The organism is Ensifer sp. NPDC090286, assembly GCF_044769565.1.
In the GTDB taxonomy this organism is placed as follows: domain Bacteria; phylum Pseudomonadota; class Alphaproteobacteria; order Rhizobiales; family Rhizobiaceae; genus Ensifer.
On the sequence record NZ_JBIVYF010000001.1, the window covers coordinates 1,517,099 to 1,542,846 of the forward strand.

The following is a 25,748-nucleotide window of genomic DNA, read 5'->3' on the forward strand; positions in this document are numbered from 1 at the left end:
CCCGCCGACGAGGTATCGAGACCATGGCCAAGGCCGAACCCAGCGCCTTCGTCCGGCATATCCAGGATGAACTCTCCGGCATCGGGCCGGTCCAGATCGACCGCTTCTTCGGCGGCTGGGCCTATCTCGTTGCCGACAAGCGCTTTGCCGTCAGCATCAAGGACCGCCTTTACTTCCGGGTCGATCGGGGGCTGAAAGATGCGCTCGTTGCCGAGGGTTGCCAGCCCTTCAGCTACGCGAAGGGCGGAAAGACGGTGGTCGTGCATCGCTTCTACGAAGCGCCGCTGGATTGTCTCGACGACCGGGACGCACTGCTCCATTGGGCCAATCGCGCGCTTGCCGCCGAAGACGACGATCTGCGCTGATCATCATGCATCCGCTCTCGACCACCGGCCGAGGCGGCTCCACTTCGGGGAACGAATTTGCCGTCGCTCCGTCGCACAAGGAAAAATCTGTCGTGATTTCCGGCATTTTCGTCGCACCGTGCGTTTGACCGCGCGCGGTCGCCCTATATAGTCGCGTTGTTCTCAGGGCGGGGCGAAATTCCCCACCGGCGGTAGCGGTCGCAAGGCCGAAGCCCGCGAGCGCCTTGGAGCTTACGCTCCAGGGGTCAGCAGATCCGGTCAGATTCCGGAGCCGACGGTCACAGTCCGGATGGAAGAGAGCAAGCAGTACCGTGGGTTCCCGCGAAGGGACCTCGCGCGCATGCATGTTCGCCCGACGGGATCATTGGAAAAACGCCAAACCCTGAAAGGCTTGAGACCATGACCATTCTTTCCCACCCCACAGCCAAGATCGCGATCGTTCGTGCCCGTTGGCATGCCGATATCGTCGACCGCTGCGTCGATGCCTTTGTTGCGCAATGGACGAAGCTCGGCGGCTCGGCGGCCGATGTCGAGATCTTCGACGTGCCGGGCGCACTCGAAATCCCGCTGCATGCACAGACGCTGGCCAAAACCGGCCGCTATGCCGCGATCCTCGGTACTGCCTTCGTCGTCGACGGCGGCATCTACCGCCACGATTTCGTCGCCGGCACCGTGCTCGACGGCATGATGCGCGTGCAGCTCGACACCGACGTGCCGGTGCTTTCGGCCGTGCTGACGCCGCATAATTTCCAGGAAAGCGAACCGCTGATCGCCTTCTTCCGCGAGCACTTCGTCACCAAGGGCACGGAAGCGGCCAACGCCTGCGCCCAGATCCTCGACGCCCGCGCCAAGCTGGCGCTGGTCAACGCCTGATCGACGGCTGCCGCCACCTTCTCCCCGCTCGCGGGGAGAAGGACACGCTTAAGGAACCGCCGCCTAGCCGCCCGGTGCCATCAAGCACGGCGTTCCAGAAGCTCCGAGCTTATGAGGGTTCTCGCCCCCTGTCCTCGCCTGCGAGGAGAGGATTGGTCCTCGGATTGAACCCGCGGAGAGGGGCGGATCGCGCCAGCAACCGTAGCTGAATCAACCTCTGAAGCCGCTGAATCACATCGCCAGCAACAGCGAATAACCCGCTGTTTCGACTCGCAAAATCAATGCACCGCATCACTCTTGTGCAGGCTGCGCTCCAGAGCCGCCATGCGGTGGCGATGCCCAGCCACTTCGTAGCCGACGATGGTGACGACCGGTGCCAGCATCAGGATGATCAGGCACTTGGCCATGTCGAGCCCGGCGATCGCCGCAACCACGGATGCTGCCAGCACCAGCGCTGTGCCGGCGAGCAGCCAGAGATGCAGGCGGTCCACCTGCTGCATGAGATAGGCGTACATCGCGTAGAGCAGCCCGATGTAGCACGCGACAGGCACCGCCACCGTCAGCACCGTTGCGACCGAACCGATATGCGCCTTGTGTTCGATGTAATAGGCCGCCACATGCAGGCCGGCACCGGTGGCGACGATCGATGCGAAGATCGGCATGTGGCCGTAGCCCCAGACGAAGGCCCGCTTGAGACGGTAGTGGTGCAGGATCTCCGCACTCGGCAGCAGGAAATAGATCCACCACATGCCGAAGGTGAGCCCCGTGCCGGCGAGGCAGACGAGCGCGACATTGAGGTCCCAGCCCTGCCCCTCGACCACGGCCGAGATCGAGGCGACCGTGCCGACGACCCCTTCCCCAAGGGCGATGATGGCAAGAAGCCCGTAGCGCTCGGCGATGTGGTGCGCATGCCAGGGCGTGCCGCCGTCCCGCGTCTCGGCGAAATAGGGGCCTAGCATTTCGATCGCCGTGAGCCCGACGACCATGGCGAAGGTCACCAGCAGCGAGAAGTCGACGAAGATCAGCACGATCCAGCCGATCTGGGCGACGCTGATCGCTTTCACATAGGTGAGGCAGGCATTGCGCCGCGCCGGGTCCTGGCGGCTCGCGCGCAGCCACTGGAAGAGCATCGCCACCCGCATGACGACGTAGCCGAGCACCATGATGCCATTGTCGAGATGCGCGCCCTTGTCGATCGACTCGAACATCGGCGGCAGGCCGATCGCAAGGATCAGCACGCCGACCATCTGCACCATGGTAACGGTGCGGAAAATCCAGTCGTCCGTGTCATAGGCGGAGGCGAACCAGCTGAAATTGATCCAGGCCCAGCAGATCGAGAAGGTCGCAAGCGCAAAGCCGAAGAGGCCGGCAAAGATGTGCCCCTCGGCAAGGAAATGGGCAAGCTGCGAAGCAGCCAGGCTGAAGGCAATGACGAAGGTCAGGTCGAACAGCAGCTCGAGCGTCGTCGCGGTCCGATGATGTTCATGCGTGTCGCGGCCGCTCATGCGCGCCACGTGGTGGTGCGCGCTTTGATGCGGCTCGGTCGAGGTGGTTTCACTCATGCGGCAGCGCCCCCCATTTGACGATCCGCAAGAATATTCAAATATTTGCAGAAGCCTCGTCAAGACGAAGCGCAAGACCGGACATGAAAACGCCCGGCATCGCTGCCGGGCGTGTCGTCACGATGCCTGAGGGAGGATCAACGGCATCGCGAGATAGGGTAAGCCTTGAACCGGGAACCGGATGCAGACGGCAAGCCGTCCGCCCTTTTCCTCAACCGGCTCGCGCCGCATCCAGGCGGTTGATCGCCTCGACATTGCCGGCCGAAGAGCCGTTCGGATCGAATTCGGAGGCGAGCCAGGTGTCGACGATCGACTTTGCCAGTTCCGGTCCGATGACGCGGGCGCCCATGGTGATGATCTGGGCGTTGTTCGACTTTGCCGCACGCTCGGCCGAATAGGTGTCGTGCGTCAACGCCGCGCGGATGCCCGGCACCTTGTTGGCGGAGATGCACACGCCGATGCCGGTGCCGCAGAACAGGATGCCGCGGTCATGCTTGCCCTCGACAACCTGCTGCGCCAGGTTCTGCGCGAGGTCCGCATAGAAGCCGGACTGGCTGAGGTCGACGACTTCCACGTCGCTGCGGCCGCTCAGATGGGCGGCGATGACATCCAGCAGGGGCTTGCCGGCGCTGTCGGCTCCAATTGCAATCTTCATGATTGTTCCTTTCGTTCTTCTTGAGCTGCAACGGCCGGAGGCTCAGATCGCCTTGGCGACGCGCTGCAGAATGTCGAGATAGCCATTCACGTCCCAGGCGGAACGGCCGATGAAGAGGCCGTCGATATGCGCCTGGGTGATCAGTTCTTCGCAATTGCCGGGATTGACGCTGCCGCCGTAGAGCACCGGCACGCGCCGCCCGAGGGCCGCTTCCGCCACCTCGGCAATGCGCTTGTGGCGCGCGTCGGCATAGTCTGCCGTCGCCGGAATGCCGTTGACGCCGATCGCCCAGACCGGCTCATAGGCAAGCAGGATCGTCGCCGACTTCGCCTCGCCCTCAAGCAGCGTCAGCGCGCCTTCGACCTGGCGCTTCAGCACCTGGTCCGCCTCGCCCGCCTCGCGCTCGGCAAGCGTCTCGCCGATGCAGATCAAAGGCACCAGGCCATGGCGCACGGCGGCTGCCGTCTTCAGGCCGACGGTGCGGTCGGTCTCGCCGAAATGTTCGCGACGCTCGCTGTGGCCGAGCTCGACCACGTCGAGGTTGCAGTCTTTCAGCATCAGCGGCGACACCTCGCCGGTCCAGGCGCCGGCATCGTCCCAATGCATGTTCTGCGCACCAACCTTGACGCTGGTGCCGGAAAGTCGCGCCTTGACCTCGCGCACCGCGGTGAACGGCGGAATGACGAAGCGCTGGATGCGCTCGTCACGCGATGCGTCGGCGGCCGCAAGCCCCTCGGCAAAGGCCATCGCCTCTGCGAGCGTCTTGTTCATCTTCCAGCTGGTTCCGACCCAGAGGCCCGACTTCTTCATGCTTTCTCCTTGGAATTGTCGATCCTGACCAGCCGGATGCCCGCCTCTTCGAGCGGGGCGGCATGCTCGGCGGCAACCTCGGCGCCGGTCAAAACCGCGTCGAAGGCATCGAGCCCGGTCAGGAAATGCAGCGCCGAGCGCCCGAATTTGTCGTGATCGACCAGCAGGTATTTGCGCTTGGCCGCCTTCACCATCAGGCGCTTGGCCTGCACCACTTCCTGATCCTGGTGGAAGGCGGTCGTGCCCTCGATCGCCGAACTCGACAGGAAGGCGACATCGACGCGCAGCGACCTGAGCGCCTCGTCCGTGACGATGCCGAAGAAGCCGTTGAACTTCTTGCTGTACTGGCCGCCGAGCGCGATGACATTGATGCCGGGTGCGCCCGAGAGGCTGGTGATCACGCCGAGATTGTTGGTGATGACCGTCAAGGGGCGAATGTCGCGAATGCATTCGGCGATCGCGCCCGTCGTCGAACTGTCGTCGATCAGGATGCTCTGCCCCGGCTCGATGAGCGACGCCGCATGTTCGGCGATCCGTCGCTTTTCGGCGGTGGCGATCTTCTCGCGGTAGCGGAAGTCGCTTTCGAACTGCGGGCTCGACTGGATCGAGGCGCCGCCATGCACTTTGCGCAGGAGGCCCGCCTGCTCGAGGTCGTCGAGGTCGCGGTGCACCGTCATCTTGCTGACGCCGAAGCGTAAGGACAGGTCTTCGACGGAGGCCGTTCCCGCCTCCATCAGCACATCCATGATCGCCTGTCGCCTGTCTTCCGGCTTCATCGTCTCGGTCCCGATCGCGCGCAGCCTTGGCCGCGCTCACCGTGAGAAGATAACACCTATTTGTGATATTTCAATTTATCGAACGTGATTTTGTGATCTTTCAGTGTGATTTTTCTGTGCGATTGAAGCCCGTGTCGATGTGCGGCTCCCAGAATTCGACCGACTCCCGGATCATCTCGACGACGTTGTGATCCGTCGGCTCGCGCTCACGGAAGGAAAGCTCCAGGCAGATCTCGTTGTCGGTGCCGCCACCGGCTTTGATCGCGCCGATCAGCTTTTCCGGCGTGATCCGGCCGTCGCGGTTATAGGCGGCGGTAAACGGCCAGTGGCCGCCCTTGTTCATCGACGACTGCTTGATGTGGATGATCGGCGAACGCTCCGGGAAGGCCCCTGCCCAGGCATAGGGATCGATATCGTCCGGGTTGGCGGAGGTAACGTCGCCATGGTCGATATCGACCATCATCTTCATCGGGATCGGCAGCTGCGCTTCTGCGAGCCGCCGGTCGAGCGTCCGGCATTCCGCGATCGTGTGGCCGAACTCGCGGCCGACCGACATCGGCTCCCAGAAGACATAGGAAAGCCCCGCCGCCTTGCCGTGCTCGGCAACCTCCCGCCAGCAGTCGATGGCGATCCGCATCATCTCCTCGCGCCGCGCCGGGTCGTCATAATCCTTCAGCGTGAAGATCGCGAACTGCGTGCCCATGCCGGAGGCGCCAAGTTCGGCGGAGATATCCGCAAAGGTCTTGAACCAGTCGACATAGTAGCGCCTGACATCCGGATCCGGATGGCCGAAATGGTTGAGGCGGCCATAGGGGCCGGTCATGCCCGAGGTGATCTTCACGCCGGTGCGGTCGAGCGCCCGTCGAAACTGCCTGAGGGTCTTGGCGATCGTTGCCGCTGGCCAGCCCGGATTGACGAATTCGTGAGTGAGCTGCACGTAGCCGATACGGATCTTCTCGGCGATCGTGTCGATGAGGTCATCGGGCTCGGCGAAGCGGTTGACCAGCGGATTGGTGTTGAGCGACAGCGTGAAGGCCACGATCGGCTCCCCCTACCAGATGAATTTCGGAAGAATGAAATCGGGGCTGGCGCCGTGTTCGGCAAACAGCTGACGGCGCTCCTCGTCCGAGGCGTTCTCAAGGATCCCGGTCGTCACCAGCACCGAGTGAAGCCCTGCATTCGCGGCACCGGCAATATCGTGCTCGATACTGTCGCCGATCGCACAGACCCGTGTCGGTTCGGGCTGCCCGAGGAAATCGAGCGCGAGCGCATAGATGTCGGCGAAGGGCTTGCCGATCCAGCGCACGGTACCCCCGAGCTCCTCGTAGAGCTCGGCGATGCGGCCGGCGGCAAAGGCGTTCCCGGCCTTCGTCAACATGATCTTGTCGGGATTGGTGCAGAGGCAGGGAATGCCGCGTTTTGCCGCCGGGGCCAGCATCGCCTCATAGTGGGAGAGCGGATAGACGTCTCCCTCGCTTCCCGCCAGAAGCACGATGTCGGCGTCCGCACCGTTTTCGGTACGTTGGAGATCAAGCCCGGCAATCGGCGACTGGTCGTCGTCGCGGCTGACCAACAGGCACTTGCGCGTACCACTGCTCGCGCCCGCGCCCTCCCGCCTGAGGATCTGCCAGGCGACCTCGCCCGACGTCAGAAACCAGTCCCAGCTTCCCGGAACAAAACCGAGATCGGCGAGCCGACGGTCGTTTTCCGCCGAGCGTTTGCCGGAATTGGAGAGAATGATGATGCGCTTTCCCGCATCCTTCAGCCGAACCAGCGTTTCGGCCGCGCCCGGATAGGGCCCGCGACCATCGCGCAGCACGCCGAACTGATCGATCAGGAAGGCGTCGTAGCGATCGGCAATCTCGCCCAGTCCCTCGATTGCAGTCGCTTGGGAAAACGTCACAGCACACCAGCCTTTCTCGCGCCGGCCAGCGCCAGCCGCGCCGTGCCGGCGGCCGCCTCCTCGGAAGACGCGGACAGGAATGGCACGCCGAGCTTGCGCGCCCGGATCGCGCTCCAGACCGCGTTCTTCGCGCCGCCGCCGACGCTACGCAGCGACCGCAGCGCCGGCCCGCCAAGCGACGTCAGCCGCTGATAGGCGAGGCTCTCGACGCCGGCTATACCCTCGAAGATTGCCTTGAGGAAGATCGCGTCGTCGGCCGGTCGCGGGCTCATGCGCGGGGCGAAATCCGGATCGGCGATCGGAAAGCGCTCGCCGGGCTTCACCAGCGGATAATAGTCGAGCCCGGTGTCGATGGCCGGATCGATCCCGGCCGAAAGCGTTACGATCCGCTCCGGCGAGAAATGCTCGGCCAGCACCACGCCGCCCGTATTAGACGCTCCGCCCGCCAGCCACATCTCGCCGATGCGGTGGCTGTAGAGCCCGTATTCCGGCGCAAACAGCGGACGGTCGGACAGCATCTTCACCGTAAGCGTCGTGCCGAGCGCACTGACGCCGTCACCCGGCTGATCGGCGCCGGTGGCCAGGAACGAGGCGCAGCCGTCCGTCGTGCCGGCAACGATCACAACGTCATCCGAAAGCCCGAAAGCATCGGCCGCTTCCGGCGCAATCGTCGCGATCGGCGCGCCGGCCGGCAGCACATCCGGCAGCAGATCGACGCGTGCGCCGGTCCTTTCCATCCAGTCCGGCCAGGACCGCGACACCGGGTCATAGCCGGTCTTCAACGCATTGTTCTCGTCGGAGACATCGTAGAGCCCGGTGAAATGCCCCGAGAGCCAATCGGCCTGATGGATCACCCGGAAGACACCCGGCAGCGACTGGAAAGCGAGAAGCTTGGCAAGACCGGATGTCGCGCCATGGGCGGCACTTTCGCGCGGCGCATGGGCGGAGACCGCATCGAGAAGCGCGCGATCGGCAACCGGATCGTTGTACATCATCGGCGTCCCCAGCGGCGCGCCTCTCTCATCGATCGGCAGCATCGTGCCCGACGTGCCGTCGATCGAAAGTGCAACGACCTTCCGCCTGTCGATACCCCCAAGCGCTTCCTCAAGCGCCGCCTGCACCGCTTTCCACCAACCCACGGGATCGCGGTGATCCGCGGAGAAAGCCGAAAGCTTCGCCGCACCTGATGCGACGACGGTCCCGTCCACCGCCATGGCGACCGCACGGGCGCCCGAAGTGCCAAGATCGATGCCGATGACGAGCTTGTCCGATTGGCCGCTCATTGCAGCACCTGCCCGGCGCGATTGAGCTGCTGGCGGTATTTCTCGGCATCCCAGCCGAGAAGCTCGGCGTTCTCCGCGTCTGTCAAATAACGGAGCCGTGCATCCGCAGGGATGCGCGCCGTCACGTCCGCAAGGCATCGCGCCATGGCGAAGGCGCCGGCGGAGATCTCCTTCTGCACCAGCACGCCCTTGCCCGGGAAGAGCAGCAACGGCGGCAGGCTGTTACCTGCCGCACGCAGCTTCGTCTCGATCGAAAGCGCGGTCTCGCCGGGCGCGGCGACCACGACACCCTTGCCAAGGAAGATAACATGATCGGGGTAGAGGCTGCCGCCGGCGGCAAGCCGACAACTGTCGAGATCGGCGGCGACCGAATGCAGGGCAACGTCCTCCGGTAGACGGTAATCGCTATCGACCGCAAGGCGCGAAAGCGCCGCCACATCGGTGGCGGGAGCGATCCTGCGTGCGCCGGTCAGCCGACGGGTAATATCCGTGAGCAGGATCGCCACGTCGACCACGGTTTCAGCAGCGACCACCAGGCCGTGATTGCCGAGCACCAGCACCGACGTGTTGTCCTGCATACGTTCGGCAATCGCCCGCGCAAGCGGCAGGCCCGGGCGAGCATAGGGCACGAAAACATGGGGGTAGCCGGCAAGCCGCTCGGCAGCGATTGCCGCACCGTTGGTCTGCACCGCCGTCGCGATCGTCTCGACGCAGTGCACATGCACCACCACCTTTTGCGGCATCAGCGCATGCACGGTCGTTTCAATCGAGGGGCGCAGGCCCGAGGGGTTGCGCTCGGCGATCACGAAATCCTGCGCCTTCTCGGTTGCCGGGTCGTTCGCATCCAGTGCTTCGAGCAAGGGCTCGAGCGCCACCGGCACCATGACGTCGCGCTGGCGGGCATGCGCCAGCCACAGACCAGACGCCTTGATCCAGAGCGTTCCGCCCTCCTTGATCGAGGTGTTTCCGCCCGCCCCCTGCACCAGCAGCGGGTCCGCCCCGACGCGGGCCGAAAGATCGAGAAGCGCTTCGAATTCCAGACTTCGCATCCGTTCTCCTTCAGGCCGCGGCCTGCTGGCGGTCCAGCCAATGGGTAAAGGCCTGCCGCTCGGCCTGCGTCATGTGCAGACCATGCTTGGTGCGCCGGTCGAGAATGTCGTCCGCCGTCAGCGCCCATTCGTTTTCGATGAGGAAGCGCGCCTCGCATTCACGGAAGAGCGGGCCGAAGGCCGCACCGAGATCGTCGAGCGACGTGGCGCCAGCCAGCAGCGCATGTGTCCGGGTGCCGTAGAGCCGCGCGTAGTGCTTGGCGAGGTCCGATGGCAACCAGCGATAGCGCGCCTTAAGCTCGCCCAGGAATAAATCGAAATCGGCCTCCGCCATGTCGCCGCCCGGCAGATGCGCCTTCGCCGTCCAGGCTGGTCCCAGCTTGGGGAAGAACGGCTTCAGCCGTTCCAGCGCATGTTCGGAGAGCTTGCGAAACGTGGTGATCTTGCCGCCGAAGACCGAAAGCAGCGGCGCCTGCCCGTCGGCCGCATCGACCTCGAAGATATAGTCACGGGTGACCGCCGACGGGTTTTCGGCATTGTCGTCATAGAGCGGCCGCACGCCGGAGAAGCTGTGAACGATATCGTCCGACGTCAGCTGCTGCTTGAAGTAGCGGTTCACCGATTTCAGGAGATAGGCGATCTCGTTGTCGTCTGCGGCCACGTCCTCCGGCCGGCCTTCGTAGGGGATATCGGTCGTGCCGATCAGCGCCAGGTCGTTCTGGTAGGGATTGATGAAGATCACGCGCTTGTCCGGGTTCTGCACCAGATAGGCCTGCCGCCCCTCCCAGAATTTCGGCACGACGATGTGACTGCCCTTGACCAGCCGCACGCTGCGGCTGGAGTTTAAGCCGCCGATCCGGCCGATGACGTCGTTGACCCAGGGACCGGCGGTGTTGACCACGCAGCGCGCCCTCGCCTCGGTCTTGGCGCCGGTGCGCGTATCGGTCATTTCGATAGACCAGATCCCGTCGCGCCTACGGATCGCGCTGCACGCGGTGCGCGTCAGCACGCGGGCGCCACGATCACGTGCATCGAGCGCGTTCAGAACGACCAGACGCGCGTCGTCCACCCAACAGTCGGAATACTCAAAGGCCTTGCGATACGCACGCTTGATCGGCGCGCCCTCTGGCGCGGTCGAAAGGTCGAGGCTCCGGGTGCCCGGCAGCCGCTTGCGGCCGCCGAGATGGTCGTAGAGGAAGAGCCCAAGGCGAACGAGCCAAGCCGGCCGGTCCTCAGGGTTATGCGGCAGCACGAAGCGCATCGGCCAGATGATATGCGGCGCGGATTGCAGCAGCACCTCGCGCTCGATCAGCGCCTCGCGCACCAGGCGGAACTCGTAATATTCGAGGTAGCGCAGGCCACCATGCACCAGCTTGCCGGAGCGCGAGCTGGTTCCCTGGGCCAGATCGTCCTTCTCGCACAGCAACACCGAGAGCCCGCGCCCTGCCGCGTCGCGTGCAATGCCCGCACCGTTGACGCCGCCGCCGACGACGAACAGATCGTATATTCCGGTCTCGGAACTCAACGTCGTTCCTCCTGTCATCAGCACGGATTGACCGGCGGCAGACCGGCGATGTAGCGGCGGACTTCCTCGGCCGCCATTTCGGCGGCAAAGGTGACGGTGCGCACCGAGGCGCCGGCGATATGCGGCGTCAGCGTCACGTTCGGCAGTTGCAACAGCGGCCAGTCCTCAGGCACCGGTTCGATCGCGAAGGTCTCCAGCATCGCCGCCGACAGGTGGCCGCTCACCAGGTTCTCGTAAAGCGCGTCATAGTCGCAGAGCGGTCCGCGCGCCGTGTTCACGAAGATTGCGCCGGGTTTCATCCGTGCAAAGGTCTCGGCATTCATCATGTTGCGCGTTTCTTCAGTGACGCGCGGATGAAGCGTCACAAGGTCGGAGCGGGAAAGCAGCGCATCAAGCGAAACCTGCTCGACACCGGCGTTGAGATCGTCGGCCGAGAGCTGCACATAGGGATCATGCACCAGCACCTTGGTGCCGAAGGCCCGCAAGAGCCGCACCACCTTGGTGCCAATATTGCCGTAGCCGATGACGCCGACGGTCATCTCGCAAAGCTCGCGGCCGGTGCGATCGGCGCGGTAGAGATCGCCGCGCCATTCGCCCTTGCGCAGGGCCTCATGGCCGGTACGGATCAGCCGTGTCTCGGCAAGAATGGCGCCGAGCGTGAACTCGGCGACGGCGTTGGCATTGCGGCCGGGCGTATTGACGACACGAACGCCCGCATCGCGCGCGGCTCCCATGTCGATATTGACAGGACCGCCGCGCGAGACGGCGACGAGCTTAAGGCCGGGCAACGCCTCGAGCATTCCGCGCGACAGCGGCGCCAGCTGCGTCACCAGGATTTCGGCATCGCCGATGAAGTCGATCATATCCTCCGGCTTGCCGAGATATTCCTTGAGACCGTCCATGCCTTCGACGGCATAGCCGTGCTCCATCGGCACATCCGGCCAGGGCAGTTCGAGCGTGCGGATGTCATGGCCGTTGCCGGTTGCCTCGACGATCTTGTCGCGAAACACGTCCGGCAGCATGAACCGGTCGCCGATAATGGCTATCTTCTTCATTTCGATGTTTCCTGTTGAGTTCCCGCGGCCGCACCTTGGGAGAGTGCGTGCCAGACGGGCCTGAGCGCTGTGCGCGACTGCTGGTAGGTGGGGAAGAGTTCGTCATAGCGGCGGGCAAGCGCCGGGTCGGCGGCTTCCGCCGGCCGTTGATAGGGCGTGACCCAATCGCCGAGGCAATCAGCCATCGAGGGATAGATGCCGAGCGAGACGGCGGCGATCATCGCTGCACCGGCGGCCCCCGCCTCCTCCCGCTCGCTCGTCTGGACGCTAGCGCCAATTGCGGCGCCGAGAATGCGGCGGAGCGAAGCGCTGCGGGCAGCGCCACCCGTCAGGCGAATACGCCCGGGCAGCGGCCCCATCTCGGCGTAGCAATCGCGCGCGGCCATGGCGAGCCCGTCAAGGACCGCCTTCACCATGTCGGGAAAGCCGTGGTTGATCGAGAGCCCGACGAAGGAGGCACGCGCGGTTGCGTCGACGAAGGGCCCGCGCTCGCCGGCCTCCGAAATATAGGGCTGGAAGATGAGCGGCGTGTCCTTCGCCTCCGCCAGCCAGCCATCGACATAAGCGAGCAGCTCGCTCTTCGATTTCTCCACCCCCATGCCCTTCAGCAGGCCCGAGGCCAGCGAGAGGATCCAGTCGATATTCAGCGTCGCCGCCATGTTCGACTGCATCTGCGCGTAGGCGCCGGGGATCGGCATGCACATGGTGTAGCCGGTCAGATCCCGGTTCAGCCGCACATCGTCGGCGCCGTTGGCGAGCCGCATATGCATGCCAGTCGAGCCGATGATCGAGCAGCCCGTATCGGTGCCCGGATCATAAAGCCCGGCGCCAAGCGCGGTGCAGACGACATCGACGTAACCGAGCACGATCGGCGTGCCCTCGGTGAGGCCGGTAATGCCTGCTGCCTCCGCCGAAAGTGCGTGATGGGTCGCAGCACCATCGACGATCTCCGGCAGCACATGTTTCAGCTTTTCGAGCCCGAGAAAGCGGATGACATCGTCGTTGTAGCTGCGGGTGCGAAAATTGCCGAAGCTGAAATTGGCTTCGGAGGGATCGGTCGCCCGCTTGCCGGTCAGCTTGAAATAGAGCCAGTCCTTGCAGTGGAACGTGGTGGCGACGCCCGAGAGCATCTCGGGCGCATGGTCGCTCATCCAGCGCAGCTGCGGCCCCTGCTGGCAGGCGGCAAGCCCCGAGCCGGTGCTTTCGAACCGGGCGATGTCGCCGCTGTCGGCGCGAAGCCGCTCGACGGTCTCGCCGGCGCGCGCATCGAGCCACAGCCAGCCCTTGCCGACCGGGGCGCCCGCTCTGTCGATCATCCAGGTGCCATCGCCCTGACCGGTCACCGCGATCGCGGCGACGCGGCCGGCGAGGTTTTCGATCTTCTCGGAGAGCTGCTTCAGCGTCGTTGCCGCGTCGGCCCACGTGCGGTCGAGATCCTGCACGCTGCCGGCGCGGCCGACGGCCTCATAGGCGTTCGGCAGCGCCGCCGCGGCGATCTGCCGGCCGCGCAGATCGAAGGCCACCGACTTGATGACCGAGGTGCCCGCATCGATGCCGATGAGGATGTCCCGCATCAGGCGAGCTCCTGTCCATGGCTGATCGCCCGCCCGCTCTCGCCGTCGAAGACGTGCAGGCTCGACGGATCGAGATGGATGCCGATCGGCTGGCCGACATCGAGTTCGGTCCGGTCATGCTCGACGAGCACCATGGTGCCGCCGGCAAAGTCCGCGGCAATATGGGTCTGGTCGCCGAGCCACTGGTTGACAGCGACCCGTCCGGTCACACCATCGACGCTGCGGCGCACCGAATAGGGCCTGATGCCGAGCACCACCTTCTGCCGCTTGATCAGTTCGTCGCGCACCGCATGCGAAAAATCCGAAGCCGGATATTCGAGCCGCACGCCGTCCTTGAGGCCAAAGGCCATCTTGCTTTCGGAGCCGGTGACACTGGCTTCAAAGACGTTCATCGGCGGCTCGCCGACGAAGGTGCCGGTGAAGAGATTGGCCGGCCGTTCCTTGATCTTCTGCGGCGTGTCGAACTGCTGCAGCACACCGCCTTCCATGACGGCGATGCGGTCGGCAAGCGCATTGGCCTCGGTCTGGTCATGGGTGACGAGGATCGCCGTCAGCCCGCGTTCCTTGATGAAATGCTTGATGCGGCCGCGCAAAAGCGCGCGCAGCTGCGGCTCGAGCTGTCCCATCGGCTCGTCGAGCAGATGCAGGTTGGCATCACGGATGAGCGCCCGCCCGAGCGAGGCGCGCTGCTGCTGTCCGCCGGAAATCGAGCTCGGGTAGCGCCCGAGAATGTCCTCGATTTCAAGCAGCTTGGCGATGCCCGCCACCTTTTCGTCGACGACGCTCTGCGAGAGCTTCGAGGCTTTCAGCGCGAAGGCGATGTTCTCGCGCACCGTCAGCGGCGGATAGAGCGAGTAGCCTTCAAACGCCATGGCGACGTTGCGGCGCACCGGCGGCAGGGTCTGGACCTCGCGTCCGGCAAGCGAGATCGTGCCGCGCGATACCGCCTCGAAACCGGCGATCATGCGCAGCGTCGAGGTCTTGCCGCAGCCGGACGAGCCGAGCAGCGCGATGATCTCACCCTTCCGCACATCCATGTTCAGCTTCTTCACGGCGTGCACGCCGAAGTCGACCGGCCCGTAGAACTTGTCGACGTCCTTGATCAAAAGAGCGGTGTCGCTCATGCCGCTTCTCCATCGCGCTTGGCTGCAAGGTCGGCGCGCGGCAGCAGGACGCCGCTCGCCTTGTCGAAGAGGAAAGCTTGCATGCCATTGACGGCAATATGGGCGGGCCCTGCGGTCGGACCAGGCGTGCCGGCCGGGCGCGACACCAGGATTTCGCGACCACGGGCGGTCAGCGCCAACGTTACGGTCTTTTCATTGAGCGGCGTTTCCGCCTCCACCGTCACAGGGATGGCACCCGGTGCTGCCGCATCGACGAAGCTGATTGTCTCGGGACGCAGGCCAAGCACGCACTGGCGGCCGACGACATCGGCGCCGTAATCCCCAAGCCGCACCCGGACGTTCGAAAGCTCGACGAAGACGTCTCCGCCGCTGCGCTGCGGCGTGACATCGAGCAGGTTGATGGTGGGGTCGCCGAAGAGCCGAGCGATCTCGATATCGGCCGGCGCGTTGTAGATCTCCTGCGGCGTACCGATCTGGCGGATGCGGCCAGCGGCCATGACCGCGATCCGGTCGCCGAGCGCCATCGCCTCCTTGTAATCCTGGGTGACGTAGACGACCGTCGCGCCTTCCGCAGCCAGGAGCCGCGGCAGTTCCAGCCGCATCTCGAAACGCAGCTTGGCATCGACGTTACGCAGGGGATCGTCGAGCAGCAAAAGCGGCGGCGAGCCGACGAGCGCACGAGCAAGGGCGGTGCGCTGCTTCTGGCCGTTCGAAAGCGCCTTCGGGTGATGCGTCAGCACATGGTCGATCTTCAGCAGCTTGGCGACCTTCTGCACGCCGGCGGCGATCTTCTCCTTCGACGATCGCGTCGCCGTCAGCGGGCTTGCGATATTGTCGAAGGCGCTCATATGCGGGAACAGCGCAAAGTTCTGGAAAGCCATGCCGACGCCGCGGTGCTCGGCGTCCACATCGGTCATGTCCTCGCCGCCGATCAGCACCCTGCCCTCGTCCGGCTCGATGACGCCGGCGACCAACCGGAGCAGCACGGTCTTGCCGGCGCCGGAGGGGCCGAAGAGCACCAGCCGCTCGCCATCGGCAACATCGAGCGTGAGGTCGTCGAGAACCGTCTGGCTCTTGTAGCGCTTGACGATATTCTTCAGTTGCAGCGTGGTCATGAGTTACCCTTTCACCGCGCCGAGCGACAGGCCTTCGACAAGGTAGCGCTGGGCGTAGAGTGCAAGTGCGAGCGTCGGCGTGACCGAAAGCACGATGGCCGCGGCGATCTGCCCGTATTGGATGCCCGAGGAGGTGACGAAGGCAAGTGCGCCCACCGTCACCGGCTGCTTGTCGGCGGACGCCAGCACCAACGCGAACACGAAGTTGTTCCATGCGAAGATGAAGGCGAGCAGGCCGGCAGCGGCAATGCCCGGTCCGGCGAGCGGCAGGGCGATCTTGCGGAAGGTCGCAAACCACGAATGGCCAGCGATGCGATAGGCATATTCGACGTCGGCCGAGATGTCCTCGAAGTAGCCGCGCACGATCCAGAGAATGAGCGGCAGGCAGATCAGCTGGTAGACCCAGATCAGGCCGAAATAGGTGTTGGAAAGGCCGAGCCACTGGAAATACTGGGTCAGCGGCAACAGCACCAGAAGCGGCGGCGCGAAGCGGAAGGACAGCAGCGTGAACGCGATGTCTTCCGAGCCCTTGAACTTGTGCCGGGCAAAGGCATAGGCAGCAGGCACGCCGAGCACCAACGCCACGGCAACGGAGGCGACCGACAGGAAGATCGAGTTGCCGAGATTGCGCATGAAGGCGATGTCGAGCGTGCCGGCCGCCGTCTGCAGCTTACCGGTGATCAGCGCCGCATAGTTCGACAAGGTCGGCGAAAACACGACCGATGGCGGGATGGCCAGGATCGTCTCGTTCGTCTGGAACGACATCAGGAAGATCCAGAAGATCGGGAACATGAAAAAGATGACGACAAGCGTCAGGGCGAGACCGCGTAAAGTCCGTTCGAGCGGAGACATGGTTTCCATCGGTCCCTCCCTTAAGCTTCGCCGCGTGCGCGTTCGCGCAGCCGCAGCCAGTTCTTGATGAAGACGTTGGACAGCGTGTAGGTGATCGCCCAGAGGATGATCAGCAGCGCTGCCGAACGGCCGACATTGGTCGACTGGAAGAAGTTGAGATAGGCCTCGACCTGGAAGACGGTGAGCGTGTTGCCAGGCCCGCCTTGGGTCATCGCGTAGATGATGTCGAACTGCTGGATACTGTCGAGCAACCGGAACAGCGTCGCCGTCAGGATGTAGGGTGTGAGCATCGGCAGCGTGATGCGGAAGAAGACGAAGCTGCGCGGAACGCCATCGAGTGCCGCCGCCTCGAAGGGCTGGGTCGGCAGCGAGCGAAGGCCCGCAAGCAGCAGGATCATGATGAAGGGCGTATAGACCCAGATATCGACCAGCACGACGGTCAGCAGCGCGGTATCCGGCGAGGACGCCCAGCGGAAATCATGCAGCCCGATCAGGCTTGCGAGATAGCTGAGGATGCCGAAGCTCGGATTGGTCATCAGTTTCCACATCAAGGCGGCGAGCGCCGGTGCGATCATCAGCGGCAGGAGCAGCATGATCGAGATGAAGTTGTTGACCGCCGAGCGCCGCTGCAAGAGTAGCGCAATACCGAGACCGAGCAGCAGTTCCAGCGTCACGGTGAGGCCGGCATAGAGCAGCGACACCTTGAGCGTGTTCCAGAAAGCCGGATCGGTGAAGAAGTTGAGGTAGTTTTCGCCCCAGTTGAACTGGCGCGCCCAGGGCTGGCTCAACCGGTAGCGCTGGAAGGAGTAGATGACCGCCGTGAAGAACGGGATGAGGATGCCGATGCAGACGAGCAGCGCCGGCAGGCTCAGCACGTAGGGAAGCATCTTCCTGCTGATCCTGAAACCGGAGGCTGGTCTCTTGAGCGTTTCTGTTGAAGCCATGTCGAGCTCCGTTCCTGAAGTCTTTAAAGAGCACGCGGCACGCGGCGGCCTTCAGGCGTCGCGCCAGTTCCTCGGCATCTCAGGTTGATTTCGATGCGGCCCCAAATAGGTCGCAACAGGCCGGCTCAGCCGGCATCGCGGGATGCCCGGCGCCACCGGAGCGCCGTGCGTTCAGACGAACGCACGAAGGACGCTCTGGCACTCTGAGTGTGGCGCCGGGCATCGCTTGGGAGGCCTATCAGCCGAGACCCGCCTCTTGGAGCTGGCGGTTGATGCTTTCGACGAGCTGGTCGAGACCTTCATCGACGGGCACCTGCTTGGCCACCATCTTCTGCAGTGTCGATGCCCATTCGGTGGTGACGTCGAAGAACAGCGGCTGCGGCGTGAACTTGATGGAGGCGCCGGCGGCCGAGGCGTCGAACATTTCGACATAACCCGGATACTTGCCGTTGAGCTTCTCGCGGAACATCTCGTCCTTCCAGATCGACTGGCGAACCGGATCGACGAAGTCCATCTTGGTGGCGCCGAACAGCGCGTGCTCCGGACCGGAAGCCCATTGCAGGAAGTACCAGGTGGCGTCCTTGTCCTTGGAGAAGTTGGACATGGCGAGCGACCAGATCCAGATGTTCGGCGTCGAGGCGGTCGCTTCCGGGTTGGCGGCAAAGGCGGCATAACCGAGCTTGCCGGCCATCTTGTTGTCACCGCCGTTCATAAAGTAGCCGAGGCAATCGGCGTCGAAGATCATTGCCGAGGCGCCGGCGCCAAGGTCGGTGCCGACCTGGTACCAGGTGTAAGTCGACCAGTCCTTCGGACCGCTTTCCTGGATCATCTGCACGAACTTGGCGTGATAGGCCTTGGATTCCGCCGTGCCCATCGCTGCCGACAGCTTGCCGTCGGCCGAAACGTTCAGGTCCTTCTGGTTGAAGTTGGCGTAACCCGACAGGAAGCCCGGATGGATCGTCGCCCAGGAGCGCGAACCGCGAACGCCGATGCCGTAGATGCCGCCGATGTCCTTCTGCAGCTTGGCCGCAACCGTGATCATGTCGTCGAGATTCTTCGGCAGCTCGACGCCGGCCTTGTCGAACATCTCGCGGTTATAGGTGATGTTGTTCTGCTCGAATGCCCACGGAATACACCACTGCTTGGCGTCTTCCGAACCGAGCGCCCCGCCCGGCTGGCCGTTCCAGGCGCAGGAGTTCTTCACGCCGGCCAGGAAATCGTCCCAGTTGTAGTTGGGGTTGGTTTTGGCCGGGTCCTTGATCCACTCGTTGAGGTCGGCGATCCAGCCGGCCGGACCATAGGTCCAGGTCATGTAGGCGCCAGTCATGAAGGCATCGTATTCGGCCGAGCCGGACGACAGCGCCGCCGTCACCTTGTCGAAATAGACGTCTTCCGGGAACACGTCATAGGTAACGTCGATGCCCGTCAGGTCCTTGAAGGCCTGCAGGTTGGCAATCATCGCATCGGCGTAAGGGTGCTTGTTCAAAAGCAGCTTCAGCTTCTTGCCGGAATGTGCCTTCCAGTCGAAATCGGCGGCCAGCGCCTGCGTCGACATCATGTTGAACAGCGTGCCGGCCGTGCCGGCTGCCAGGCCTGCAGCCCCCAATCCCTTGAGCATGCCGCGGCGGTCCACCTCCCCACGCAGGAATGCGCTGATGAGGTCCTTCTCCTTCTCGTACATTCGTCTTCTCCTCCGTTGCGGGTATGATTGCGACTGCCGGCTACCCCACCGGTATTCCTCCCTTTAAGACCGTGGGCAGATCCTCCCTGCCCTCATGGCCTCGAATGTGTCAGCGCCTCATGCGCCGTCGGCGGCCAGCGCCCTCGCAGTCCTCTCGTCGGTAATGAGACCGCTCAAATGCCCGCTGGCGAGAACGGCGCGAATAGCGGGCACCTTGATCTTGCCGCCGGCCACAGCGACCGTGCGGCGGTTCTTCAGGTCCTCGCGGCTGAGCGTAAACGTGCGGTCGGAAAGCGTGGTCTCGACCGGCTTGCCGTCGCGGTCGAAGAAGTGGCCGAGCAGTTCGCCCATCGCCCCGCCCTTCTGGATGTCCTCGATCTCGCTCGTCTCGATCATGCCGGTCGAAACCAGCGACGCCTCGCGCTCGACGGTGCCGATGCCGACCATCAGGAGATCGGCTGTCTTGGCGAGATCGAAGACCTCGCGCACGCCGCGCTGGCTGAAGAGCACGTCGCGATCCTCGATCGTGTTGGCGAAGAACGGCACCGGCATGACATAGGCCTCGGCACCGGTGCGCTCGGCGAGCCGGTGGATCACGTCATGCGGGTTGGCGGAGAACTTGCGGGTGAGCCCGCCGAGCAGCGAGACGAAGCGGGTGTTGCCGCTTCCGATCCGCGGCAGGTATTCGACACAGGCGGCGAGTGTGCGGCCGTGGCCGACGCCGACCAGCGCGGTCTCGCCGCGCTCGATCTCGCGCTTCAGGAACTGCGCACCGGAAATGCCGAGCGCCTTCAAGGGCAGTTCGTCAGAGTCAAAGTCTGGCACCACTTCGCAGTAGTCGAGGCCAAAGCGGGCCGAAAGCGCCTGCTCGAGTTCGACGCATTCGGAGACTTCGCCGTCGATATAGACCTTCACCAGCCCTTCCTGGTTGGCCTTCATGATCAGCCGGTGGGCTTTCAGCGAGGTCAGCCCCAGACGCTTGGCGACCTCCGCCTGGGTCAGGCCGCCGGCATAGTGCAGCCACGCTGCCCGCGTCGCCATGCTGGTCTCGTCGTCCCGAATGCCTGTCCCGCCGATCGTCATTGTTTCCACCCGGTTCTTGTTGCGCTGCATGATAATTTTTGCACCGCGTGATATTTTTATCCGTTAATGAAAGAAATTTCATGACGTGAAAAAAATGTCAATAGCACCTGACAAATGAGCGATCACGTTTGTGAAGAGGCGGTTGAGCGGTCGCGACGGCTGCACGCAATGGCAGCGGCCGTCGGCAGGCAACGGAGATCAGGCGTTCTTGGGAAGTGGGAAAGGCACCGCACGACGGACGATCGACCGACCGTCGGCGGTGCACGGGTCGCCGGATTATTGCCCGAGGTTTCGGAGGTAGAGCGACAGCAATTGCGTCTGCGAGGAAATGCCGAGCTTGCGGTAGACGTTGCGGCGGTGGACCTTCACCGTGCCGGTGGAGATGCCGAGCCGGAGCCCGATCGATTCCGACGAATGGCCCTGCAGCACCAACTCGATGATCGAGGCTTCGCGCTCCGTCAGATTGAGATGTTGCCAGACGCCGTCGGCCGGCGGATGCGTCGCCTTGCGTTTGCTGCGCCCGGTTTTGGCCAGCGCCGCATCGAAGCGGCGGCCGAGATCGGCCCAATGATGGCGCACCAGGCCGGAGACCAGCGGCTCCACCTTTTTCAGAAGCGCGAACTCAGCAGTGCTGAAAGTCCCCGTCGCCTCGCGCCGCATCAGCGAAAGCACGACGGTGATCTGCTCGTCGACCGGCACGAAGAAACCGACCTCTTCGGCAAGCCCGGTCTGTACGTAGTAAGTGCGGTAGTATTCCGACGAGAAGAACCGGTCGGGCGCCAGCTCCCGCATCCGCCAGACGCCGGGCTCACTCTTGATCGCCGCGTGGTAGAACGGGTCGAGCAGATACGGCCCGGCCTGGTAGAGGCTGACGAAGAGCACGTGATCCCTGGCGTTGAAGGTGCTGTAGAGATCGATCGGCCGCTCCTTGCCGCGATAGGCGAAGACGACAACGTAGTCGAAGGTCATCAGCTTTGACATCAGCCGCCGATAGGTGGAGCCGACGGTCTCGTCGTCCATCGCCGCCCCCGCCACCAGCGGCGCCATGACCTGAAAAAGTCCTTCGAGATCGACGCTCAAACCGCCCTCCCGGCCGGTGTTTCCTGCTCTGGGGTATACTCCTCACACAGAGCAATCCGCGTTGAAATACCTCTCTCGGGGTATATACCGGCTAGGCATGTGGTGACTAGGCTGCGTGTCAATGACGGTGGAGTGCCGGGATACGAGATCCTGGCGACATCCGAAAACAACCGCAGGGAACAGACGTGACATCCGCTTCGACGAACGACATCGAGTTCCGTTCGGTCGCCAAACGTTATGGCGCCGTGACGGCCGTTTCCGACATCAATCTCGAGGTGCCGCGCGGCGCCTTCATGGCGCTTCTCGGGCCGTCGGGCTGCGGCAAGACCACCTGCCTGCGCATGATCGGCGGCTTCGAGCAGCCGAGCGAAGGCACGGTCTTCATCAGCGGCGAGCCGATGAACGGGGTTGCCGCCTATCGCCGCCCGGTCAACATGGTGTTCCAGCACTATGCGCTATTCCCCCATCTCGATGTCGAAGCCAACGTCTCCTACGGCTTGAGGCAGATGCGGCCGCGCATCGCCAGCGCCGAGATCGCACGCCGCGCCCAGGAGGCGCTGGAAATGGTGCGGCTCGGCGGCTTCGGCAAACGCCGCATCCACGAAATGTCCGGCGGCCAGCAGCAGCGCGTGGCGCTCGCTCGCGCCATCGTCAACAAGCCGAAGGTGCTTCTGCTCGACGAACCGCTGGCGGCCCTCGACAAGAAGCTGCGCACCGCCATGCAGATCGAGCTGCAGACCCTGCAGCGCGAACTCGGCATTACCTTCGTGCTTGTCACCCACGACCAGGAAGAAGCGCTGTCGATGAGCGATTTCGTCTGCGTCATGAACGCCGGCCGCATCGTCCAGGTCGGCCCGCCGCAGGAAATCTACGACCGGCCCGCAAGCCTTTTCGTCGCCGATTTCGTCGGCAAGACCAATCGTATCGATGCCACGGTCGACGGCACCTCGTCGCTCGTCCTTGCCAATGGCGCCCGCTTCGCCACCTCCGCCGTCAACGGCACAAAAGGTGCAGCAACGGTGGCGCTGAGACCCGAGGCGATCCGGCTCGCCCGCAACGGCGCGGCAAGCGCTGAAGCATTGGCCGGCACGGTCACGCACCGGATCTTCCTGGGGTCGGCGGTCGAATATTCCGTCGCCGTCGACGGTCTCGGCGATTTCCTGGTCACCGCCGACCGCCGCACGCTCGGGGACAGCGAACTCGTCGAGCCCGGCGAAAAGGTCGGCCTCGCCTTCGATCCGAACGCGCTTCACGTCTTTCCAGCCTGACATCGCCCGGCTTCGAAAAGCCGGTTCTGCCGCCTACGCATGAACGTCAAACGATAAAGGGAACAGCGTCATGAGCAAATGGTACAGAGAAAATGCCCCGATTAACGCCGACCAGCTCTCGGACGAACTGATGCGCCTGAAGCGCGGCTCGGTCACGCGCCGCCATTTCCTCGGCGTCACCGGCCTCGGCCTTGCGACCGCCGTGCTCGCACGCCAGCCGGGCCTCTTCAATTCCACCGCCTTTGCCGGCGATCTCGGCACGCAGATGTCGATCGCCACCTGGCCGAACTACCACGACCCGGCAACCTTCGAGGCCTTCCAGGCAGCAACCGGCGTTGCCGTCGAAGTCAACGTCTTCGGCTCCAACGAGGAGATGCTGGCCAAACTCCAGGCCGGCGGCACCGGCTGGGATCTCTTCGTTCCCACCAACTACACGATCTCGACCTATGTGAAGCTCGGCCTCATCGACGAGCTCGATATGTCAAAGCTTCCGAACTACGACGCCGCGACCGAGACCGCCCGTTTCACCAACGAGGGCACTGTCGATGGCAAGACCTATGCGGTGCCGAAGAACTGGGGCACGACCGGCATTGCGGTCAATTCGGCGAAGATCAAGAAGCCGGTCACCAGCTGGAAGGAATTCTTCGAGATCGCCATGACCGACGGCGACGGCCGCGCCATGGTGCACGACTACCAGCTCACCACCATCGGCAACGCGCTGGTGTCGCTCGGCTATTCCTTCAACTCGATCAAGCCGGAAGAACTCGCCAAGGCCGAGGAACTGCTGATCAAGGTCAAGCCGCATCTCTACGCCATCAACAGCGACTACCAGCCGTCGATGCGCGCGACCGATGCCTGGATGACCATGTGCTGGACCAATGACGGCGCACAGCTCAACCGCGACATGCCGGAAATCCTGTTCACGCTCGGCAAGGACGGCGGCGAGATCTGGTCGGACTTCTACGCGATCCCGAAGAGTGCGGCCAACAAGGCGGCCGGCTATGCGCTGCTCAACTACCTGATGGCGCCGGAAAACGCCATGAAGGAGCACATCGCCAACGGTGCGCCGACCACAGACAGCCGCGTCCTGAAGCTGCTGCCCGTCGACGTGACATCCAACAAGATCGTCTACCCGGACGAGGCATCGCTGACGCCGCTCGAATTCGGCGCCGCCGTGACCCTCACCGACCCCGGCCGCGCCGAACTGATGGCACGCTTCAAGTCGGCCTGATCAAACGCGACGGCATCTGAGGGAAGCGCCCCTTATCCGCCTGCCGGCACCTTCTCCCCGTCCTGACGGGGAGAAGGGACAAGCCGAGAGCTCCCTGCCCTCCTGCTTCTGCCGGAAGAAAGGGACCGGGCGGGCGCCACTAGTCCCCTTCTCCCCGCAAACGGGGAGAAGGGGGCCGGCAGGCCGGATGAAGGGCTTTCCTCACCGTTTAGCGCGACGACCAAAACATTCTGGAACACAACGGACCAAACCTTATGACCGCGGCAACGAATACGAAGAGAAACCTGGTGACGGCGGCGCTGGTGGCGCCGGCCGCGGCCTGGTTGATGATCTTCCTCGTGCTGCCCTTCATCGCCATGCTGGTCTTCGCCTTTGGCGAGCGCGCACCGGAAGGCGGCTACCAGGCGGCCTTCACCTTTGCGCAATTTGCCAACCTGCCGACGCGAGCGGCCGCCTTCTGGAACACGCTGATCCTGGCGCCGATCGGCGCGCTTGCCTGCCTGCTGATCGCCTACCCGGTCGCCTACTACCTTGCGGTCAAGGCGAACCCGCGCTACCGGCTGATCCTCGTGTCGCTCGTCGTCGTGCCCTTCTGGACCAGCCTGCTCGTGCGCACCTATGCCTGGATGTACATCCTCGGCTCCCGCGGCATCCCGAACCTGCTTTCGATGATCGGCATCGAGGACGTCCGGATGCTGAACACCCCGGGCGCAGTCCTGCTCGGCATCGTCTACGGCTACCTGCCGCTGATGATCATGCCGATCTATGTGAGCCTTGAAAAACTCGACCGCCGCCTGCTCGAAGCCTCCGCCGATCTCGGCGGGAGACCGGTCTCGACCTTCTTCGGCGTCACCCTGCCCTTGTCGCTGCCGGGCGTCATGACCGGCGTCGCACTGGTGACGATCCTGCTGCTCGGCGAGTACCTGATCCCGCAGCTCTTGGGCGGCGGCAAGGTGTTCTTCATCGGCAATGCGCTGGTCGATCTCTTCCTGCAATCGAGAAACTGGCCCTTCGGCTCGGCGATCGCCGTCACGCTGGTTGCCGTCGTCGTGGTGATCCTGATGGTGGCCATGCGCATCGCCTTCCGCGTCGCCGGCACAAGACAGGTGGATCTCGTCTGATGCGCGCCTTCATCTCCTCCGTCTATCTCTTCCTCTACGCGCCGATCGCGCTGGTCGTGCTGTTCTCCTTCAACGCCGGACGCAACGCCAGCGAGTTCACCGGCTTTTCGACCGCCTGGTACGGCAAGGCGCTTGGCAACACCTTCCTGGTCTCGGCCCTGCAGAACAGCCTGCTGATCGCTTTTACCAGCGCCACGCTCGCCGCGATCTTCGGCACCATGGCGGCCCTTGGCATGGAGCGGCTGGCGCCGCGCAACCGCGCGATCTTCGATGCGCTCTTTGCCGCGGCAATCGTCGTGCCCGGCGTCGTCATCGGCATTGCGACGCTGGTGGCGCTCGTTGCCGTCTTCTCCTTCGTCAACCCGGCGCTGGCGACGATCTGGCCCGGCGACCAGCCGCCGCAGCTCGGGCTTGGCTACGGCTCGATCATCGCCGCCCACGGCCTGTTCTCGATGGCGCTGGTGACGATGATCGTGAAGGCCCGCATCGCCAGCCTCGGCCGCGATATCGTCGAGGCATCTGGTGATCTCTACGCAACCCCGCTCACCACCTTCCGGCTGATCGTGCTGCCGCAGATCCTGCCCTCGATCCTTGCCGGCTTCCTCTTGGCCTTCACCTTCTCCTTCGACGACTTCATCATCGCCTTCTTCGTCGCGGGCTCGAAGACCACGCTGCCGATCTACGTCTTCGCCTCGATCCGCCGCGGCGTGACGCCCGAGATCAACGCGATCGCGACGCTGGTGCTCGTCGCCTCGCTGCTTCTGATCCTGACCGCCCGCATCCTGATGCGGGAAAAGAAAACGAAATCCGGGGAGTGAA

At 64.0% G+C, this 25,748-nt stretch carries 24 protein-coding genes and 1 riboswitch; of the genes, 6 read left to right on the top strand and 18 right to left on the bottom strand.

Annotated elements, in window-relative coordinates; genetic code table 11:
* Positions 1-23: 23 nt before the first annotated feature.
* Entirely contained in the window at positions 24-365 is a 342-nt protein-coding gene (locus ACIQUG_RS07570; RefSeq protein ID WP_402319218.1) for a TfoX/Sxy family protein, read from the top strand.
* A 154-nt stretch (positions 366-519) separates the two neighbouring features.
* A riboswitch (FMN riboswitch) is annotated at positions 520-670 on the top strand.
* A 94-nt stretch (positions 671-764) separates the two neighbouring features.
* On the top strand, positions 765-1,238 hold the full coding sequence (locus tag ACIQUG_RS07575; protein WP_402319221.1) for a 6,7-dimethyl-8-ribityllumazine synthase: 474 nt from the start codon (positions 765-767) through the stop codon (positions 1,236-1,238).
* Positions 1,239-1,516: 278 nt separating this feature from the next.
* Here the strand turns inward: ACIQUG_RS07575 and ACIQUG_RS07580 are convergent, their stop codons facing one another.
* The 18 genes from ACIQUG_RS07580 to ACIQUG_RS07665 all read right to left on the bottom strand — a co-directional run bounded on the left by ACIQUG_RS07580 (position 1,517) and on the right by ACIQUG_RS07665 (position 21,249).
* Entirely contained in the window at positions 1,517-2,800 is a 1,284-nt protein-coding gene (locus ACIQUG_RS07580) for a low temperature requirement protein A (protein ID WP_402319224.1), read from the bottom strand.
* Positions 2,801-3,011: 211 nt separating this feature from the next.
* Positions 3,012-3,455: an RpiB/LacA/LacB family sugar-phosphate isomerase gene (locus ACIQUG_RS07585; protein ID WP_043615766.1), complete on the bottom strand. Its 444-nt coding sequence runs from the start codon at positions 3,453-3,455 to the stop codon at positions 3,012-3,014.
* A gap of 42 nt (positions 3,456-3,497) precedes the next feature.
* A complete protein-coding gene (locus ACIQUG_RS07590; protein WP_402319227.1) occupies positions 3,498-4,265 on the bottom strand; it encodes a triose-phosphate isomerase in 768 nt (255 codons plus the stop codon).
* Positions 4,262-5,041, bottom strand: coding sequence for a DeoR/GlpR family DNA-binding transcription regulator (locus tag ACIQUG_RS07595; RefSeq protein WP_402319229.1), 780 nt, complete (start codon positions 5,039-5,041; stop codon positions 4,262-4,264). The genes ACIQUG_RS07590 and ACIQUG_RS07595 overlap by 4 nt, the downstream gene beginning before the upstream one ends.
* A gap of 100 nt (positions 5,042-5,141) precedes the next feature.
* Positions 5,142-6,080 (bottom strand): sugar phosphate isomerase/epimerase family protein, encoded by a 939-nt coding sequence (locus tag ACIQUG_RS07600; RefSeq protein WP_402319232.1) that lies wholly within the window; start codon positions 6,078-6,080, stop codon positions 5,142-5,144.
* A gap of 12 nt (positions 6,081-6,092) precedes the next feature.
* Positions 6,093-6,944, bottom strand: coding sequence for a TIGR01459 family HAD-type hydrolase (locus ACIQUG_RS07605; protein WP_402319235.1), 852 nt, complete (start codon positions 6,942-6,944; stop codon positions 6,093-6,095).
* On the bottom strand, positions 6,941-8,227 hold the full coding sequence (locus tag ACIQUG_RS07610; protein WP_402319238.1) for an FGGY-family carbohydrate kinase: 1,287 nt from the start codon (positions 8,225-8,227) through the stop codon (positions 6,941-6,943). Before ACIQUG_RS07610 ends, ACIQUG_RS07605 begins: the two co-directional genes overlap by 4 nt.
* Entirely contained in the window at positions 8,224-9,276 is a 1,053-nt protein-coding gene (locus ACIQUG_RS07615) for a class II aldolase/adducin family protein (RefSeq protein WP_402319241.1), read from the bottom strand. Before ACIQUG_RS07615 ends, ACIQUG_RS07610 begins: the two co-directional genes overlap by 4 nt.
* Before the next feature lie 10 nt (positions 9,277-9,286).
* Complete coding sequence (locus ACIQUG_RS07620; RefSeq protein WP_402320613.1) at positions 9,287-10,819, bottom strand: glycerol-3-phosphate dehydrogenase; 1,533 nt, start codon at positions 10,817-10,819, stop codon at positions 9,287-9,289.
* The gene (locus tag ACIQUG_RS07625; RefSeq protein ID WP_402319244.1) at positions 10,819-11,856 is read right to left on the bottom strand and encodes a 2-hydroxyacid dehydrogenase; all 1,038 of its coding nucleotides are present in this window, start codon (positions 11,854-11,856) and stop codon (positions 10,819-10,821) included. The genes ACIQUG_RS07620 and ACIQUG_RS07625 overlap by 1 nt, the downstream gene beginning before the upstream one ends.
* Positions 11,853-13,430, bottom strand: coding sequence for an FGGY-family carbohydrate kinase (locus tag ACIQUG_RS07630; RefSeq protein ID WP_402319247.1), 1,578 nt, complete (start codon positions 13,428-13,430; stop codon positions 11,853-11,855). Before ACIQUG_RS07630 ends, ACIQUG_RS07625 begins: the two co-directional genes overlap by 4 nt.
* Positions 13,430-14,554 carry an ABC transporter ATP-binding protein gene (locus ACIQUG_RS07635; protein ID WP_402319250.1) on the bottom strand — a complete coding sequence of 375 codons (1,125 nt, stop codon included), beginning with the start codon at positions 14,552-14,554 and terminating at the stop codon, positions 13,430-13,432. Before ACIQUG_RS07635 ends, ACIQUG_RS07630 begins: the two co-directional genes overlap by 1 nt.
* Positions 14,551-15,669, bottom strand: a complete 1,119-nt coding sequence (locus ACIQUG_RS07640; RefSeq protein WP_402319253.1) for an ABC transporter ATP-binding protein — start codon at positions 15,667-15,669, stop codon at positions 14,551-14,553. Before ACIQUG_RS07640 ends, ACIQUG_RS07635 begins: the two co-directional genes overlap by 4 nt.
* Positions 15,670-15,672: 3 nt before the next feature.
* Positions 15,673-16,530, bottom strand: coding sequence for a carbohydrate ABC transporter permease (locus ACIQUG_RS07645; RefSeq protein ID WP_402319256.1), 858 nt, complete (start codon positions 16,528-16,530; stop codon positions 15,673-15,675).
* Positions 16,531-16,541: 11 nt separating this feature from the next.
* Positions 16,542-17,465 (bottom strand): carbohydrate ABC transporter permease, encoded by a 924-nt coding sequence (locus tag ACIQUG_RS07650; RefSeq protein WP_034792195.1) that lies wholly within the window; start codon positions 17,463-17,465, stop codon positions 16,542-16,544.
* 238 nt (positions 17,466-17,703) lie between these two features.
* Positions 17,704-19,146, bottom strand: a complete 1,443-nt coding sequence (locus ACIQUG_RS07655) for an extracellular solute-binding protein (protein ID WP_043615733.1) — start codon at positions 19,144-19,146, stop codon at positions 17,704-17,706.
* Between the two features lie 117 nt (positions 19,147-19,263).
* Complete coding sequence (locus ACIQUG_RS07660) at positions 19,264-20,229, bottom strand: sugar-binding transcriptional regulator (protein WP_043615966.1); 966 nt, start codon at positions 20,227-20,229, stop codon at positions 19,264-19,266.
* A 276-nt stretch (positions 20,230-20,505) separates the two neighbouring features.
* Positions 20,506-21,249, bottom strand: coding sequence for a LuxR C-terminal-related transcriptional regulator (locus ACIQUG_RS07665; protein WP_371826555.1), 744 nt, complete (start codon positions 21,247-21,249; stop codon positions 20,506-20,508).
* A 245-nt stretch (positions 21,250-21,494) separates the two neighbouring features.
* On the opposite strand from ACIQUG_RS07665, the gene ACIQUG_RS07670 reads away from it, so the two are divergent.
* The 4 genes from ACIQUG_RS07670 to ACIQUG_RS07685 all read left to right on the top strand — a co-directional run bounded on the left by ACIQUG_RS07670 (position 21,495) and on the right by ACIQUG_RS07685 (position 25,747).
* Positions 21,495-22,577 carry an ABC transporter ATP-binding protein gene (locus tag ACIQUG_RS07670; protein ID WP_402319260.1) on the top strand — a complete coding sequence of 361 codons (1,083 nt, stop codon included), beginning with the start codon at positions 21,495-21,497 and terminating at the stop codon, positions 22,575-22,577.
* Positions 22,578-22,647: 70 nt separating this feature from the next.
* Positions 22,648-23,808 (top strand): spermidine/putrescine ABC transporter substrate-binding protein, encoded by a 1,161-nt coding sequence (locus ACIQUG_RS07675; protein WP_402319263.1) that lies wholly within the window; start codon positions 22,648-22,650, stop codon positions 23,806-23,808.
* 254 nt (positions 23,809-24,062) lie between these two features.
* On the top strand, positions 24,063-24,929 hold the full coding sequence (locus ACIQUG_RS07680; RefSeq protein WP_113540374.1) for an ABC transporter permease: 867 nt from the start codon (positions 24,063-24,065) through the stop codon (positions 24,927-24,929).
* The gene (locus ACIQUG_RS07685) at positions 24,929-25,747 is read left to right on the top strand and encodes an ABC transporter permease (protein ID WP_402319267.1); all 819 of its coding nucleotides are present in this window, start codon (positions 24,929-24,931) and stop codon (positions 25,745-25,747) included. Before ACIQUG_RS07680 ends, ACIQUG_RS07685 begins: the two co-directional genes overlap by 1 nt.
* Position 25,748 lies beyond the last annotated feature (1 nt).

Bases quoted from the DNA above. Each gene is read 5' to 3' on its own strand.
- ACIQUG_RS07640 (WP_402319253.1), bottom strand. From the start codon at position 15,669: ATGACCACGCTGCAACTGAAGAATATCGTCAAGCGCTACAAGAGCCAG.
- ACIQUG_RS07575 (WP_402319221.1), top strand. From the start codon at position 765: ATGACCATTCTTTCCCACCCCACAGCCAAGATCGCGATCGTTCGTGCC.
- ACIQUG_RS07570 (WP_402319218.1), top strand. From the start codon at position 24: ATGGCCAAGGCCGAACCCAGCGCCTTCGTCCGGCATATCCAGGATGAA.
- ACIQUG_RS07585 (WP_043615766.1), bottom strand. From the start codon at position 3,455: ATGAAGATTGCAATTGGAGCCGACAGCGCCGGCAAGCCCCTGCTGGAT.
- ACIQUG_RS07630 (WP_402319247.1), bottom strand. From the start codon at position 13,430: ATGCGGGACATCCTCATCGGCATCGATGCGGGCACCTCGGTCATCAAG.
- ACIQUG_RS07610 (WP_402319238.1), bottom strand. From the start codon at position 8,227: ATGAGCGGCCAATCGGACAAGCTCGTCATCGGCATCGATCTTGGCACT.
- ACIQUG_RS07645 (WP_402319256.1), bottom strand. From the start codon at position 16,530: ATGGAAACCATGTCTCCGCTCGAACGGACTTTACGCGGTCTCGCCCTG.
- ACIQUG_RS07660 (WP_043615966.1), bottom strand. From the start codon at position 20,229: ATGACGATCGGCGGGACAGGCATTCGGGACGACGAGACCAGCATGGCG.
- ACIQUG_RS07655 (WP_043615733.1), bottom strand. From the start codon at position 19,146: ATGTACGAGAAGGAGAAGGACCTCATCAGCGCATTCCTGCGTGGGGAG.
- ACIQUG_RS07620 (WP_402320613.1), bottom strand. From the start codon at position 10,819: ATGACAGGAGGAACGACGTTGAGTTCCGAGACCGGAATATACGATCTG.
- ACIQUG_RS07595 (WP_402319229.1), bottom strand. From the start codon at position 5,041: ATGAAGCCGGAAGACAGGCGACAGGCGATCATGGATGTGCTGATGGAG.
- ACIQUG_RS07675 (WP_402319263.1), top strand. From the start codon at position 22,648: ATGAGCAAATGGTACAGAGAAAATGCCCCGATTAACGCCGACCAGCTC.
- ACIQUG_RS07635 (WP_402319250.1), bottom strand. From the start codon at position 14,554: ATGAGCGACACCGCTCTTTTGATCAAGGACGTCGACAAGTTCTACGGG.
- ACIQUG_RS07580 (WP_402319224.1), bottom strand. From the start codon at position 2,800: ATGAGTGAAACCACCTCGACCGAGCCGCATCAAAGCGCGCACCACCAC.
- ACIQUG_RS07625 (WP_402319244.1), bottom strand. From the start codon at position 11,856: ATGAAGAAGATAGCCATTATCGGCGACCGGTTCATGCTGCCGGACGTG.
- ACIQUG_RS07650 (WP_034792195.1), bottom strand. From the start codon at position 17,465: ATGGCTTCAACAGAAACGCTCAAGAGACCAGCCTCCGGTTTCAGGATC.
- ACIQUG_RS07685 (WP_402319267.1), top strand. From the start codon at position 24,929: ATGCGCGCCTTCATCTCCTCCGTCTATCTCTTCCTCTACGCGCCGATC.
- ACIQUG_RS07615 (WP_402319241.1), bottom strand. From the start codon at position 9,276: ATGCGAAGTCTGGAATTCGAAGCGCTTCTCGATCTTTCGGCCCGCGTC.
- ACIQUG_RS07665 (WP_371826555.1), bottom strand. From the start codon at position 21,249: ATGGACGACGAGACCGTCGGCTCCACCTATCGGCGGCTGATGTCAAAG.
- ACIQUG_RS07680 (WP_113540374.1), top strand. From the start codon at position 24,063: ATGACCGCGGCAACGAATACGAAGAGAAACCTGGTGACGGCGGCGCTG.
- ACIQUG_RS07590 (WP_402319227.1), bottom strand. From the start codon at position 4,265: ATGAAGAAGTCGGGCCTCTGGGTCGGAACCAGCTGGAAGATGAACAAG.